General features: G+C 69.1%; 13 protein-coding genes. 5 read left to right on the top strand and 8 right to left on the bottom strand.

Annotation, left to right across the window (positions count from 1 at the left end; translation table 11 throughout):
* Positions 1-61: 61 nt before the first annotated feature.
* Positions 62-811: a Bax inhibitor-1/YccA family protein gene (locus KA712_08390; GenBank protein MCG5052965.1), complete on the top strand. Its 750-nt coding sequence runs from the start codon at positions 62-64 to the stop codon at positions 809-811.
* A 28-nt stretch (positions 812-839) separates the two neighbouring features.
* Here the strand turns inward: KA712_08390 and KA712_08385 are convergent, their stop codons facing one another.
* The 5 genes from KA712_08385 to KA712_08365 form a co-directional block, all read right to left on the bottom strand.
* Positions 840-1,199: a hypothetical protein gene (locus KA712_08385; GenBank protein ID MCG5052964.1), complete on the bottom strand. Its 360-nt coding sequence runs from the start codon at positions 1,197-1,199 to the stop codon at positions 840-842.
* Between the two features lie 125 nt (positions 1,200-1,324).
* Complete coding sequence (locus tag KA712_08380; GenBank protein MCG5052963.1) at positions 1,325-2,728, bottom strand: hypothetical protein; 1,404 nt, start codon at positions 2,726-2,728, stop codon at positions 1,325-1,327.
* Positions 2,725-3,771: a FecR family protein gene (locus KA712_08375; GenBank protein ID MCG5052962.1), complete on the bottom strand. Its 1,047-nt coding sequence runs from the start codon at positions 3,769-3,771 to the stop codon at positions 2,725-2,727. The genes KA712_08380 and KA712_08375 overlap by 4 nt, the downstream gene beginning before the upstream one ends.
* Complete coding sequence (locus KA712_08370) at positions 3,758-4,405, bottom strand: sigma-70 family RNA polymerase sigma factor (GenBank protein ID MCG5052961.1); 648 nt, start codon at positions 4,403-4,405, stop codon at positions 3,758-3,760. Before KA712_08370 ends, KA712_08375 begins: the two co-directional genes overlap by 14 nt.
* 192 nt (positions 4,406-4,597) lie before the next feature.
* Positions 4,598-5,053 carry an Rrf2 family transcriptional regulator gene (locus KA712_08365; protein ID MCG5052960.1) on the bottom strand — a complete coding sequence of 152 codons (456 nt, stop codon included), beginning with the start codon at positions 5,051-5,053 and terminating at the stop codon, positions 4,598-4,600.
* Positions 5,054-5,153: 100 nt separating this feature from the next.
* Between KA712_08365 and KA712_08360 the strand changes: the two genes are divergently transcribed.
* The 3 genes from KA712_08360 to ilvD all read left to right on the top strand — a co-directional run bounded on the left by KA712_08360 (position 5,154) and on the right by ilvD (position 8,497).
* Complete coding sequence (locus KA712_08360) at positions 5,154-5,522, top strand: group 1 truncated hemoglobin (GenBank protein ID MCG5052959.1); 369 nt, start codon at positions 5,154-5,156, stop codon at positions 5,520-5,522.
* 3 nt (positions 5,523-5,525) lie between these two features.
* Entirely contained in the window at positions 5,526-6,518 is a 993-nt protein-coding gene (locus KA712_08355; protein MCG5052958.1) for a 2Fe-2S iron-sulfur cluster binding domain-containing protein, read from the top strand.
* 101 nt (positions 6,519-6,619) lie between these two features.
* Positions 6,620-8,497: a dihydroxy-acid dehydratase gene (gene ilvD / locus KA712_08350; protein ID MCG5052957.1), complete on the top strand. Its 1,878-nt coding sequence runs from the start codon at positions 6,620-6,622 to the stop codon at positions 8,495-8,497.
* A gap of 28 nt (positions 8,498-8,525) precedes the next feature.
* Here ilvD and KA712_08345 read toward each other — a convergent pair whose 3' ends face one another.
* Entirely contained in the window at positions 8,526-10,049 is a 1,524-nt protein-coding gene (locus KA712_08345) for a protein kinase (GenBank protein ID MCG5052956.1), read from the bottom strand.
* 210 nt (positions 10,050-10,259) lie between these two features.
* Between KA712_08345 and KA712_08340 the strand changes: the two genes are divergently transcribed.
* Positions 10,260-10,808, top strand: coding sequence for a DUF3996 domain-containing protein (locus tag KA712_08340; GenBank protein ID MCG5052955.1), 549 nt, complete (start codon positions 10,260-10,262; stop codon positions 10,806-10,808).
* On the opposite strand, the gene KA712_08335 is transcribed toward KA712_08340, so the two are convergent.
* The gene (locus tag KA712_08335; protein ID MCG5052954.1) at positions 10,799-12,187 is read right to left on the bottom strand and encodes a hypothetical protein; all 1,389 of its coding nucleotides are present in this window, start codon (positions 12,185-12,187) and stop codon (positions 10,799-10,801) included. The genes KA712_08340 and KA712_08335 overlap by 10 nt on opposite strands.
* On the bottom strand, positions 12,184-13,359 hold the full coding sequence (locus KA712_08330) for a hypothetical protein (protein MCG5052953.1): 1,176 nt from the start codon (positions 13,357-13,359) through the stop codon (positions 12,184-12,186). Before KA712_08330 ends, KA712_08335 begins: the two co-directional genes overlap by 4 nt.
* Positions 13,360-13,432: the final 73 nt, after the last annotated feature.

Here is a 13,432-nt window from a genome sequence, read left to right as displayed (position 1 = left end):
GCCTGGTACAGATTCAGCCATCAGCCCAAGCTGTGCGAGAAAGACGAGAGACAGCAAGACCATGAGGACGGCAAACCCCGCTCTGAGCACCAAAACCTTTGGGGGCTTCGTAGGCACGAGGTCTGGCCAGGGGGCCATGACGATCCAGGGCACGGTGAACAAAACGGCCGTGCTGCTGGCGTTGGCCTTGATCTCCGCGCTCGTGCCGTGGCGGTCTGTCTTCTCGGGTGACGAGCCCGGCAGCGTGGCGCCGTACCTGATCGGGGGCGCGGTGGGAGGGCTCCTGCTTGCGCTCGTCACCGTGTTTAAGAAGTCGTGGGCCAAGGTCACAGCCCCCCTGTACGCGCTGGCCGAAGGCTTGGCCCTGGGCGCCATCTCCGCGCTCTTCGAGCTTCGCTACCCAGGCATCGTGTTCCAGGCTGTTGCGTTGACCTTCGGAACGCTCTTGGCGCTGCTGCTCGCGTACAAGTCGGGTGCCATCAAGGCCACCGAAAACTTCAAGCTGGGCGTGGTGGCCGCCACCGGGAGCATCGCGCTCGTCTACCTGGCCACCTTCGTGCTGAGGTTCTTTGGTATCAGCCTTGGCTTCATTCACGGCTCAGGAACGTTCGGGATCCTGTTCAGCGTGGGCGTGGTGGTGGTGGCTGCGCTCAACCTGGTGCTCGACTTCGACTTCATCGAGCAAGGCGCCGAGCGAGGCGCGCCGAAGTACATGGAGTGGTACGCCGCCTTTGGTCTCATGGTCACACTCGTGTGGCTCTACCTCGAAATCTTGCGGCTCCTCGCGAAGTTGCAGTCCCGACGGCGCTAAGCTCAGGGCCGACAAGGCGCTAGACCAGCTACACGTCTACCTCCAAAATGGTCCCGTCAGGCCCCACGTCGATCTCGATTTCCCGGCGGACGCCGTTGGCAGTGCCCTTCAAGGTGTATTCCGTGACGCCTTGTTCATCGGTTTCCATCTCTGCCTCGTCAGGGACGAAACCCGGAACAGCAGCGTCCGCCGCGCGGAGCACGTCGTCCGGCACCTGAGACAGCGGGACGGCACGTGCGCCTCCACCGCCACCCGCGCCACCACCCGCGCCACCGCCTGCGCTCATTCCGGCTCCGCCACTGCCACCGCTGCCCGGGGCGCCCCCAGTGGCCGGAGCGCCACCGCTGTCCGCGCCGCTGTCTTGAACGCCGGCATCGTTCGCACGCAACACTTCGGCGGTGTTCTCACAAGAAGCAACTGCAAGCAGTCCACTCAGCAAGAGCCCCCCGAGGGAACAGCTCGTGCGCGTCCTACGCCGCGCGGTGGAAGGGGCAAAGGTTCGTTCATGTCTCATCAGAAGCGACTCCCGAGATAGAGGTGAGCGCCGGCCACGAAGCCCGCGAACGCCACCAGATCACTGTTCTCGTCATCCTGAGCCCGGGCCGCCAGGGGCACCCAGGCGGTTTCGAGCCGCAGCCCCAGGCACAGGCGTGGAGACAGGCCGAAGGATCCGTCGAGGCCTGCTCCCGCAACGAAGGCCCCAAGCCAGGCCGATGTCCCCTCGGCACCCTGGGCGGCCTCCGGCTGGAAATGAACCCCGAGCCCCTCCACGAAGCCCCCCGCGCTGAGTGCGAATCCGGGCCGCCGTGACAGCGGGACCTCCTCGCCGGCAAGCCGCCGATGCAGACCCAAGCCCGCCCCGAGCGTCCGGGTGCGGATCCGCCCCAGGACGCTCACGGCGCGTTCATCCGTACCGAAAGCCATCCGCGCCTCGGCACTCCATCTCCCAGGCGTCCACACCACGCGCGCCTGGGGTCCCCAAAGCGTCAAGCCCGAGGACAAGTGGGAAACGCTCACGCCGGCCGTGGCCAGCCACGCTGGGACTTTTTCGTCGCGACCGGTCATGTAAGACGCGCCCGCGGACGCCTCGGGCGAGGGCCCCTCCTCGGGCGGTGACGCTTCGGGCGCCGCACGTCGCTCCGGCGGGCGCGGGGGCTCGACCGGCGGCGGCGCAACCACCGGCGGCGGCCCAACCACCGGCAGCGGCGCAAACACCGGCGGCGACGCAACCACCGGCGGTGGCCCAACCACCGGCGGCGCAGGAGCCAGCACAGGCGCAGGAGCCGCCCCAGAAGGCACTGCGGCACGAGGAGCCGCAGGGGGAGCAACACCCTCTGCGGGCGCAGGACGTGCCAGAGTCCTTGCGGGCTCCGTGAGTGCAGGCGCCTTGGTGGGCGCCGGCGGTGCAGGAGCCTTTGTGGGCGTGGCGGGGGCCGAAGCTTTCGGGGGCGCGGGCGGAGGCCCGGACAGTTCGGGGCGCTGGAGCTGCCAAAGTTCGAGCGCCACCGCTGCCACAACGTGGGCGCGGCCATCGGCAGGCAGCGAGGCCAGGTTCACTGGCTGCTCCGTCGTTGTGAGCGCCATGACCCTCACGGCAACGAGGTCCGGCAGGTCGAGATCCTGAAGAACGATGCGGGTGGGCGTGCGCACGGCAAGCCCTTGCCTGGGCGCGAGACACAAGTGATGGCCCCCGCTCCGGAGCTGCGGCCCGAGCCGCTCGGCAACCGCGGACAGCAACGATTCCGCCCGGGGGCCGCGGGCCTCGAGCGACACACCTTTTGTGCCTGGACGGCAAGCGCTCTGCACCCCGGGGGGCGCCTGCGCGTCTTGTGCCCGGGCCGTCGCGGGACAAACGCCGAGGAGCACGCCCAGGACGAAAGGCAAACTGTACGAGGCATGCCCCCCCGGGGGCGTCATTTGCAAAGACCGCGCAGCTTCGAGACGTGGGGGCTTTGCGGATAGCGCGCGGTGAAGGCCTCGCGCGCTTCGCGACAGGCCTCGGTCAGGGCGAGCGCATGCAACGCCCAGATGCGCCGCGCGGACGCATGCTCGGTGAGGGCCGGCGGTGGATCCAGGGCCAGGGCATCGTCGAGCGCCGCGAGCGCCTTGCGGGGCTGCGCGAAGTGATCCTGGTAAAGCCGCGCCAGCGCGAGGCTGGCGAGCGGCGCGCGGGGATCGTCCCGGTGTTCCCGTCGCAGCTCGTCGTAGCGGCGGGCGGCCGCCTCCACGTGCCCCGCCGCAAACAGGCGCTCGGCTTCCGCGAAGCGCCTCGACGCCAGCTCCTGGCGCTCGGTCTCGCCGCTCCAGGTGCCTCCCGCCGATACGAACGTGGTCGCAGGACCCGCTTGTCCGAGCCGCCGAATGGCCACCCGCCCCTCGTCCACCACGACGCGCACCGTGCGGCTTTGTCCTGGCCCGGGTTCCACGGCCACCGAAAAGCGCGTGCCCACCACGCGCACCTCCACGTCGGCCGCCTCGACCAAAAAGGCGCCGCGCTCCGGGGCGTGCGTCACGTCGAAGGCAGCGGTGCCTTCCGTGACCCTCAAGGCGATCTCGTCGGGCTCGTCCTTGACCACGCGCACGCGGCTCCGTACGTGGGTCTTGACCACGGAGCCATCGGACAACACGACAGAGCCGCCGCCTTCGGGCGCAGCCGGCCGCGCGGGCGTGCCCCCCACAGGCGCGGACGCTTTCGGCGTCTCGTGGCTTGCCAACGCAGGGGCGGAGCGGTCCTGCGCGTCTGTCGCCATGAAGGGCCTGACGACAACGAGCGCCAGGCCCGCACACGCCACCCCGGCCCCCGCCGCCCACCACCAGCGCGGGGTCGTCCTACGGGACGCCTGGGCCGGCGCCAAGCGCGCCTGGATCTGCCTCCACTGGCGCTCCCGCCGCACATCGTCCAGCTGAAAGTCCCTCAAGGCCTCGCGTCCCATTCCCGTCACGTCTTCAGGCTCCTTCATCGTCAACGCCTCCCAGACGGCGCCCCGCTTGTTTTTTGCGCCCAGCGCCCTCGGGCTCGCCCGCGATGCGGGCAAAGAGGGCTTCGGCCTCGGCAGCTCTGCGTTTGACGGTGCGGGGGGACAGCTTCGTCAAGTGCGCGATGTCTTCCACGGCTAGACCTTCCACACGTCGCAGGGAAAACACGATCCTGAGGTCCGTGGGCAGCTTGTCCATCAGCGCCAGAGCCGACCTCAGCTCGGCCCGGGTGTCGGCCGGCGCCGTGGAGGCCACGAGCGGATGGTCATCGAGCCGTTCCACCTTGCGCAGCCCCAGGCGGCTCAGCATGCGCCGATGACGAAGCGTGCGCCTCACACGGGCCACGGCGATCGAAAACAGCCAGCTTTGGAAGGCCTGGGGTTCGGCCAGCTTGGCGAGGCTCTTGAGCGCTTCCACGAAGCTGTCCTGGACCACGTCATCGAGCTCTTGGTCTCCGCCGAGAAGGCGGTACACGAAGCGGTTGAGCGCGTCCGCGTGGCGGCGAAAGAGGGCCTCGGGGGCCCAGGCTTCACCCTGGCGCGCCGCCAGAACCAGGTCGGCGTCCGTGGGCGCCGCAGGGGCGTCGGCCGAGGTGCGCACGGAGGGCGCGCGCGTCATGGGCGAGCCTCCCCGGGCGCTCGTCTTGAGCCCTGCCACGGCCTCATGCCCGGCCAGCGGGTCGACGGACCCGCGAGGCGGCAAAAGGGCTGGGGCAGGACAAAACCGAGCATGCGTGTGCGTTCCCTCGGTTAGGTGCCGCGGCGGCGTGACCTTGGGCCAAACTTTCGAACGCCCCCGGGCCCGGGCCGCTCACCCCCGTGGATCCCGCCCCGCATGCTGGCGCCACAAGGGAATCAGGCGCTCGGCCCGCGGCAGGAAATCGGCCAGGCTGTGGGCGTCGAGCTGGGCCAAAAACGCCTTTTCCGCTTTGCGCAGAACGCCCTTGAGCCCACACACGGGATCGATGGGGCAGGTGTTCGTCTCCGGGTCGAAGCACTCCACGATGTTGAAGTGGGGCTCGGTGGCACGCACGAGCGCGCCCACGTTCAGCTCCGCCGGCGCCTTCGCCAGGCGCAGGCCCCCGCCCCGCCCGCGCACGGAGGCCACCACCTCGAGTTCCACGAGCCGTTGAACCACCTTCACCAGATGGTTGCGCGAGATCCCGTAGGCCGCGCTGATCTCGTCGAGGGTCACACGCTCGTCCGGATGCATGGCGAGATAGAGCGCCACGCGGAGGCTGTAGTCACTGAAGAGCGTCAACTGCATGGCGACCTGGAAGCCGCGTGCCCTACGCAGACGTTTCGCGTTGACGAAGGGCCGACTTAACTTGCATTCTGTTTACACCTTTTCTCTCACAGGAGCAATCATGACCACACTTTACGATCAGCTGGGCGGGGCCGCGGCGTTGGATGCCGCCGTGGACATCTTCTACCGAAAGATGCTCTCGGACGAACGCGTGTCGCGCTTCTTCGAAGGTGTCGACATGGAACGCCAGGCCGGCAAACAGAAGGCCTTTTTGACCATGGTGCTCGGAGGCCCTCACAGCTACACGGGCAAGGACATGCGCACCGGACACGCGCACCTGCTCGAAAAGGGCCTGAACGATCAGCACGTCGACATCGTGATTGAGCATCTGGGCGGCACCCTCAAGGAGCTGGGCGTCGCCGACGACAAGATCGCCGAGGTCGCTGCGCTCGCCAACTCGGTGCGCGACCACGTGTTGGGACGGGCGTAGGCCATGCCGAAGCTCCTCTGCGGGGGCAAGGCCGTGGAGCTTGGCCCAACGGAGACCGTGCTCGAGGGTCTTCTGCGTGCGGGGCTCACCGTGGCCCATTCCTGCCGCGCCGGCGCGTGCCAGTCTTGTCTGGTGCGCGCCACGGAGGGGCTCGTTCCCAGCGAAGCCCAGGTGGGGCTGAAGGACACGCAGAAGGCGGAGGGGTACTTTTTGGCCTGCAGCGCGCGCCCGAAGACCGATCTCGCGGTGAGCCTGCCCGACCAGGCCGAGGGGCTGACGCCCGCCCACATCACCCACGTCGCGTGGCTGGCCGAAAGCGTGCTGCGTGTGGAGCTGGCCCCCACGAAAACGTTCGCCTACCGCGCCGGACAGTTCGTCAACGTGGTGCGTGCGGATGGGCTCACCCGCAGTTACTCCCTGGCCAACCTGCCCGGGGACGGTCCCACGCTGACCTTGCACGTGCGCGTGGTTTCCCAGGGACGGATGAGCACGTGGCTCGCCTCGCCCGGTGCCCTGGGCGCCCTGGTGAACCTCCGAGGCCCGGCGGGGTCTTGCTTTTACGTAGAAGGTCGCCCCACGCAGCCCCTCCTGCTGGTGGGCACGGGCACGGGACTCGCTCCGCTCTACGGCATCCTGCGCGACGCGCTCCGGGCAGGCCACAGCGGACCTATCCGGCTTTTTCACGGTGCGCGCACGCCCCGCGGGCTCTACCTACAGGACGAACTGCGGGCCTTGGCCAGCACGCACCCTCAGGTCTCCTACACCGCCTGCGTGCGTGAGGGCGCAGGCGAGGCGGGTGTGACCGTGGGCGCTCTCGACGAGCTGGCGATGAGCGCAGGGGCGGCGAAGGACCAGCGCGTGTTTCTCTGCGGAGATCCCACCCTCGTGACGGCGCTGCGCAAGCGCGCCTTCTTGGCGGGGGCCCGCCTGCGAGACATCTACAGCGATCCCTTCATTCTCGCCCCGCCCCCGGGCCCCTCGACCGAAGCGGCCTGAAGTTGGGCGTCCGGGCGGGCAGGCGCAAGGCCGCGCACACCCTCCCGCGGCGGCTGCAATCCGGTGGACGGACGCGCCGAGGCCGCCTATACGTTAGCCCCATGCCTGGATACCGTAGCCGCACCACCACCCACGGTCGCAACATGGCAGGAGCCCGCTCTTTGTGGCGGGCCACCGGCATGAAGGACGCTGACTTCGACAAGCCCATCATTGCCATCGCCAACAGCTTTACGCAGTTCGTGCCAGGCCACGTACACCTGCACGACGTGGGTCAGCGGGTCAAGAAGGTCATCGACGCCGCGGGGGGCTGGGGCGTCGAGTTCAACACGATCGCCGTGGACGACGGCATCGCCATGGGCCACGGCGGCATGCTCTACAGCCTGCCCAGCCGGGATCTCATCGCCGACAGCGTCGAGTACATGGTGAACGCCCACTGCGCGGACGCGCTGGTGTGTATCTCGAACTGCGACAAGATCACGCCCGGCATGTTGATCGCGGCCATGCGCCTCGACATCCCTACAATTTTCGTCTCGGGTGGGCCCATGGAGGCGGGCAAGATCGTGGGAACGCACAGCCGCGACGGCAAGCCCCTCGTACGCAAACTCGACCTCATCGACTCGATGATCGCCGCCAGCGACGACAGCGTCAGCGACGCGGACCTGGCCGAGCTCGAGCGCTCTGCGTGCCCCACCTGCGGCTCGTGTTCGGGCATGTTCACCGCCAACAGCATGAACTGCCTGAACGAGGCCTTGGGGCTGGCCCTGCCCGGCAACGGCACGCTGCTCGCCACGCACGCACGTCGCTGGGAGCTCTTCGAGGCGGCCGGCCAGCGCATCGTGGAGCTGGCGAAGCGCCGCTATCTGCAGGACGACCGCAGCGTGCTCCCGCGCAGCATCGCCAACTTCGCGGCGTTCGAGAACGCCATGGCCCTCGACATCGCCATGGGCGGCTCTACGAACACCGTGCTGCACATCCTCGCCATCGCGCGCGAGGCGCGTGTGGACTTCACGATGGCCGACATGGATCGCCTGTCCCGCAAGGTGCCGAACCTGTGCAAGGTGGCGCCCTCGTCTCATTACCACGTGGAAGACGTGCACCGGGCCGGAGGGATCTTCACGATCCTGGGCGAGCTGGATCGCTTGGGGCTCATCCACCGTGACGTGCTCACGGTGCACAGCTCCAGCATGGGACAGGCCATCGACGAAAACGATCTGCGCCGCCCCACCGTCACCGAGGCCGCACGGCAACGTGCCCTCGCCGCCCCCGGCGGTGTGCCCACGCAGGTGGCGTTCTCTCAGGACAAGTACTTTGGCGAGGCCGACATGGACGCGCAGAAGGGCTGCATTCGCGACGGCGCCCACGCCTACAGCCAGGAGGGCGGTCTGGCGGTGCTCTTCGGCAACATCGCCGAGGAGGGCTGCATCGTGAAGACCGCCGGCGTGGACGAGTCCATCTGGAAGTTCGAGGGGCCCGCGCGCGTGTTCCACTCACAAGACGCCGCGTGCGACGCCATCATGGACAACCAGATCAAGGCCGGTGACGTGGTGGTCATCGTCTACGAGGGACCCCGCGGCGGGCCCGGCATGCAGGAGATGCTGTACCCCACGTCTTTCCTCAAGGGTAAGGGCCTCGGCAAGGCCTGTGCGCTCATCACCGACGGCCGCTTTTCGGGGGGCACGTCGGGCTTGTCCATCGGGCACATCTCTCCCGAGGCGGCCGAAGGCGGCGCGATCGGGCTCGTGCACGAGGGTGACCTCATCCGCATCGATATCCCCGCACGGCACATGGAGCTCGTGGTCGATGACGCCACCTTGAAGGCACGCCGAACGGAAAGAGAAGCCCTGGGCAAAGACGCCTGGCGTCCGAACCGCGACCGCGGGGTGTCCCCCACCCTCGAGGCCTATGCGTTGATGACCACCAGCGCCTCGCGGGGCGCCGCCCGGGACGTCTCTCAGCTGACGCGCGGGCGGAAGGCCTAGGCCGCGCCCGAGGGCCGGCCAACGGCCCTCACCAGCGCGAGCCCCAACGCTCGCGATCGGAAGCACGGCGCAGGGAGCCACCCTCCCGCGCCGGCTTGGCGCCGCGGGCGGGCACTTTTCCCCAGCGGTCGGGGGCGCGCGCCGGGCGGGGGGTACCGGCGGGGGACGGCGGCTCCGGGGCAGGGCTTTGCGCGGACGGTGACGGCCGCGCGGCCTTGACCGCGGCGGGGACCGGCGTGCGCTCGCCCTCCGCACGCGCCCGAGAGGCCGACGCCGCAGCGGAGGGAGCCTCTGCCGGTGTGGGCTCGCCGCGTTCCCGTGGCCAGACGAACAGCACCAGGCCCGCCACCAGCAGAGCCAGAAGGCCGTAGCGGACCTTGACGGGCACGAGCCGAGCGCGCTGCCAGGCGGCCCCCACAGCGCCCCCGAAGGCGCCCCGGTGAGCCCCCACGGTCCCGTCTGCCGCTGCCAGGTTGTCGGCGTCGCTCAGCACGATCGTGGGCTGCGCAGAGGGCTCGCTGGGCGCGTCGGCACGCGCCGCCTGCGCGGAAGGCAGGGGACCGGACCCGGGTGCGATCACGGGGGGCGCCACGACCGCTTTACCGCCCGGTGGGGGAGGCAAACGCGCTTGCAGCGGCAAAGGCGGTGGGGGCGTGCGCGCCGCCACACGGCTTGCGTCCACGAGCGGAGACGCCGCATCGGCCGCGAGCTCGGGCACACGCTCGAGGGCGTCGAGCATCTGCTGCGCGCCTTCGAACCGCTCGTCGGGTCGCTTGGCCATGGCCTTGTACACCACCGCTTCGAGCGCAGGGGAGATCCCCGCCGCGGGATGCACCTGGCGCAAGAGCGGGGCCGGCATGTGCAGCTGGCGCCGCAGAATCTCTCCCACCGAATCCGCCGCGAAGGGCTGCCGCCCCGTGAGCATCTCGAAGAGCACGATCCCGGCCGCATAGAGATCCACGCGGGCATCCACGGCGCCCTCCTGCGTTTGCTCGGGCGCCATGTAGTTGGGCGTGCCCACCGTCAGCCCCGCGGTGAGTTGCCCCGTATCGCCCAGCATCTTCGCCAAGCCGAAGTCCAGCACGCGCAGGTGGTCTTCGAGGCCGGCGCTTTGTTGAACCATGACGTTTTCGGGTTTGACGTCGCGATGGACGATGCCGTGGGCGTGCGCGTGGACGAGCGCCGTCAGCAACTGCCGACCAAGGTGCAGCGCCCGCGCCTTCGGCATGGGGCCGTCCTGCAGGAGCGCCCGGAGACTCCGCCCGTGCGCGTATTCCATCACGAGGTAGGGCACGTCCTCGACGCCAAAATCCAAAACGGACACGCAGTTGGGGTGTGCCAGCCGGCCCATGGCCCGCGCTTCGACCTCGAAGCGTCTTCGTAAAGACTCTTGTTGGGCCACACCAGGATGAAGGAATTTGATCGCCACAGGCTTTTGCAGCTGCAGGCGTTCGCCGCGGTACACGACCCCCATGGCCCCTTCCGCCAAACGTTCGATTACACGGTAGCGCCCTTGCAAGACGCTGCCGATCCAGGCATCGGAGTCGCTCATCGTTTTTTCCCGCCGTGTGGCTCTTTCGGTCGACCCCTCGCCGACGTGCCGCACGGATGCCCCCATTTTCTCACGAGACGTGCTTCGTGCACGTGTGATTTTCCGACGCCCTGCTCCCCATGGGCCTTGGGCCAGGGACTGCTGGCATTACGTTTGCTTTGCCAACCTTTTACTTGCACCTTTTGCGTTTCTTCGTCGTTATTGGTCGCCGTGAACATCACTCGACTCCTCTGCACCGCCGCGTTCGTGACGGCCCTCGGGGTAACGGCACCGGCCCACGCCACCGAAGTGGGCAACGCACGTACGTTCGGCCTGGGTTTCGGTCTTGGCTCTCCCAACAGCCTCGTGGGCAAGGTCTTCCTGGGCCCCGGCCAAGCGCTCGATTTCGGCATCGGCGTCAGCCGCTACGGATGGGGCCGCTGCTGGAACGGCGATGGGTATGTCCGCTGCCGCGACGGCTTCAGCGACGTGGGCATCAACGTCGACTACCTCTGGCAAGAGAACCTCGTCTACAGCAAGGTCACGCTCGACTGGCACATCGGTGCGGGCGGCCGCATCTGGATCATCGATCAGGACCGCTTCGACAACAACAGCAACGACTCGGTCGCGCTCGCAGGCCGCATGCCCGTGGGGCTCGACCTCATGTTTTCACGGCCTTCCTTCCTGGAAGTGTTCGCCGAGATCGCGCCCACGCTTTATGTGGTACCCGGCGTGGGCCTCGACTTCGAAGGGCTCCTGGGCGCGCGGTTTTACTTCTGAGCCGAGGCCTCTGGCACGACGCCCGCCGCGGCGCCGCTGGTGGGGTACGTCTGCTTCAAAGCTTCGGCGACCTTTTGGCCGAGCGCGCGAGCCAGCTTGATCACAGCCTGCTTGGCCGCGTGCTGCTCGCCGAGGCCCGCCTCCTGGACGGTCACGTCGCTTTTCACGAAGTGTTCACCGCCCCAGGCATCCGTGCCTTCGAGTGACGCCCTGGCCTCGTACCATACGCTGCGGCCGCCGAGCGCGGACGCGAAGGCCCAGTGCACATCGGCGCTGACGAGCACGTCGTGGGGGCTCTGCGCGGCCGGGGGCGCCGCGCTTGCCCCGCTGATCTCGGCGCCTGGCAATGCCGAGGAGAGCGCGTGCATCAAGGTGCCCCGTCCGAGACTCACCAGCACGTCCCCCGGGCGCGACGTGCTGGTGACCTCGAGCCGCACCCGCAAGCTGTTGAAGGTGAGCGCACGCATCGGCACCTCGACGGGCACGCGCGGCCAGGTCGCCGCGAGGGGCGCCCCCATGAGCGCCACGGCGTCGACCTCGACGGCGACACGTTCCTCTGCGGCGAGCGGGCGTAACCAGGCGATCGAGACCCGCCCTTGCGCGTCCGTCTGGACCTCCGTGGCGGCCAGCAACCCGGCAGGCGCGTGCACACGCAGAGGCAGTTCGGCCCACGGCACCGGGCCCGCATCGCCGTGCGTGTGGGCCCCGATCACGAGGGGCGAAAGCGGAAGGTGTCCGGGACGGTGGGGCACCCCGGGCAAGGGCTGCACCGTCAACGTCACGGCCGCCGCGGCCTCGGCCACGAGAGCCGCCAGGGTGGTCGTGGTCTCGTCGCCGGGACACGGGGCTGCGCCCGCCTGCTGCGCCAGCGTGCACAGCGACGCCCTTTGCTCTGCGTGCCGCAAGGCCCTGGCGGCCGCCTCGATCGCTTCGCGGGTGCGCAGGGGCCCGGCGGGCCACACCGGCTCACCAAGCGCCGCCACGTGCGTGAGGGCGGCTTGCCGCAAGCCCTCCACGTCCACCCACAACGAAACGCTGACCTCGCGGCCGTCCGCCTGCTCGGAAGCCCGGTGCGTGTGCTGCGCGAGCAGCGCCTCCTCGAGGGGCGGGTCACCGGGAGCGGGCAGCCCGCCCGAAAGAGCGTGCCCCAAAAAGTGCCGCGCCACCGCGTCCTGCGCAGCCGTCCGCGCGGCCTCGGCCGAGAGCCCCCGCGCCGAGGCCACGAAGGCCCCCGCGGGCAGGGCAGGCTCTGGTGCCCCGGCCAACGCCACCGGAGCCCGCACCGCCGCAGGCCCGCCGCACGCGCAAAGCGGGGTCAGGGCGATAAGCCCGATGAGGACACGCCCCCGCGCCGTGCCTGTCCGCAGACAGGACCTCATCGGGGCACACCCAGCAAGGCGCGCAGGCGCACCCAGTTGACCTTCGGCGGCGCGCCCCCGACCCCGCGTTGTAACTTGGTGAACCCCGCTTTGAGCGCCCCATCGACGTCCGCGGGCAACGCCGGATCGGCTTGACCGAAGGTGGGCTCTACCGCCAGGTCGATGAGAAAATCCCCGAAGGTTTGCACCAGCGTGGGCACGAGCGGTCTGTCACCATCGGGCTCGACTTGAGACACGCGCGCCATCAGCGGGCGGAGCAATCGGAAGAAGGCCTCACGTTCGTCCGCCGCCACGGCCAACGCCCAGGCCCGCCGCAGAACGTTCGACAAGCCCAAGAGATACCGCTGGCATTCGGCCTCGAGCTTCGGGCTGTCGAACGCAGCCCGGGGCGTGCGTAAGGTCGAAAACAAGCGGCCCCGCGCCGCCTCGTCGACGGCGGCAGACAGCGCACCCTGATGCGGATCGCTCACCAGGCGCCACAGAGCGGCGGGCGTGAGGGCCTGCTCGCTCTGCGGGCGCCGCAACGCCTCTCCCAAAGCCAGGAGCAGGTGCGCGCGCCCGGCCGTGCCTTGCAGGTAGAGGCGCCGCGACGCCTCGAAGTCGAGGCCACCCATCATCTCGCCCATCTGCGCCGAAAAGATCCGGTTCAACATGCGGTTGAGCGCCTCGACGTCGCGCCCCGAAAGCAAGGCGCCGTTGAGCTCGTTGGTGAGCAGGCTCTCCGAGCTCACGCCCCGCGAGACGATATCGTCCGCTTCGATCGTGATGAGCTCGTTCTGCATGTTGACCAGGCGGTTTTGCTGAAGCGCGATGTAGACCTGAACGGCAGGCACCAAAACCGCAATCAACGAGAACAAAAAGAGAAACAGCCGGCGTCGAATTGCGAACCGCAGCAGCGACACCGCGAAGGCCTCGGCCGCCTCCGCCACCTCTTCGTTGCGCGGCCAGGTCTGCCGGGGTCCCGCATACCGGGTGCCCACCTTGAACAGGTACACGAAGTTGCGGACCACGCGCTTGCGATCGAGCGCCGGCATCAACAACATCCGCAGGCCCCCGAAGAGCGCCTTGCGCCGCTGCCCGGCCGCCCGGGCCTCGGCGTCCACCACGGCATCGAGCTCGGCCCGCAGCCGGGCGTTCTCCTCTCGCAGGGCGTCAATCTCTCGTTCGGACATGCGCCGGGCGAAGATATGCGGTCGGAGGGCAAAGAGCCACGGCCGCGCACCGCTTGGGGCGCGACCGACCGGG

Source organism: Myxococcales bacterium (assembly GCA_022184915.1).
Taxonomy (GTDB): Bacteria; Myxococcota_A; Polyangia; order Fen-1088; family Fen-1088; genus JAGTJU01.
Note: the sequence above shows the minus strand (reverse complement) of the source record. Positions and strands in the feature narration are given on the sequence as shown.

Excerpts from the sequence above, each read along its gene's own strand:
- ilvD (MCG5052957.1), top strand. The coding sequence starts at position 6,620 with ATGCCTGGATACCGTAGCCGCACCACCACCCACGGTCGCAACATGGCA.
- KA712_08370 (MCG5052961.1), bottom strand. The coding sequence starts at position 4,405 with ATGACGCGCGCGCCCTCCGTGCGCACCTCGGCCGACGCCCCTGCGGCG.
- KA712_08390 (MCG5052965.1), top strand. The coding sequence starts at position 62 with ATGAGGACGGCAAACCCCGCTCTGAGCACCAAAACCTTTGGGGGCTTC.
- KA712_08355 (MCG5052958.1), top strand. The coding sequence starts at position 5,526 with ATGCCGAAGCTCCTCTGCGGGGGCAAGGCCGTGGAGCTTGGCCCAACG.
- KA712_08365 (MCG5052960.1), bottom strand. The coding sequence starts at position 5,053 with ATGCAGTTGACGCTCTTCAGTGACTACAGCCTCCGCGTGGCGCTCTAT.
- KA712_08345 (MCG5052956.1), bottom strand. The coding sequence starts at position 10,049 with ATGAGCGACTCCGATGCCTGGATCGGCAGCGTCTTGCAAGGGCGCTAC.
- KA712_08360 (MCG5052959.1), top strand. The coding sequence starts at position 5,154 with ATGACCACACTTTACGATCAGCTGGGCGGGGCCGCGGCGTTGGATGCC.
- KA712_08330 (MCG5052953.1), bottom strand. The coding sequence starts at position 13,359 with ATGTCCGAACGAGAGATTGACGCCCTGCGAGAGGAGAACGCCCGGCTG.
- KA712_08375 (MCG5052962.1), bottom strand. The coding sequence starts at position 3,771 with ATGAAGGAGCCTGAAGACGTGACGGGAATGGGACGCGAGGCCTTGAGG.
- KA712_08380 (MCG5052963.1), bottom strand. The coding sequence starts at position 2,728 with ATGACGCCCCCGGGGGGGCATGCCTCGTACAGTTTGCCTTTCGTCCTG.
- KA712_08335 (MCG5052954.1), bottom strand. The coding sequence starts at position 12,187 with ATGAGGTCCTGTCTGCGGACAGGCACGGCGCGGGGGCGTGTCCTCATC.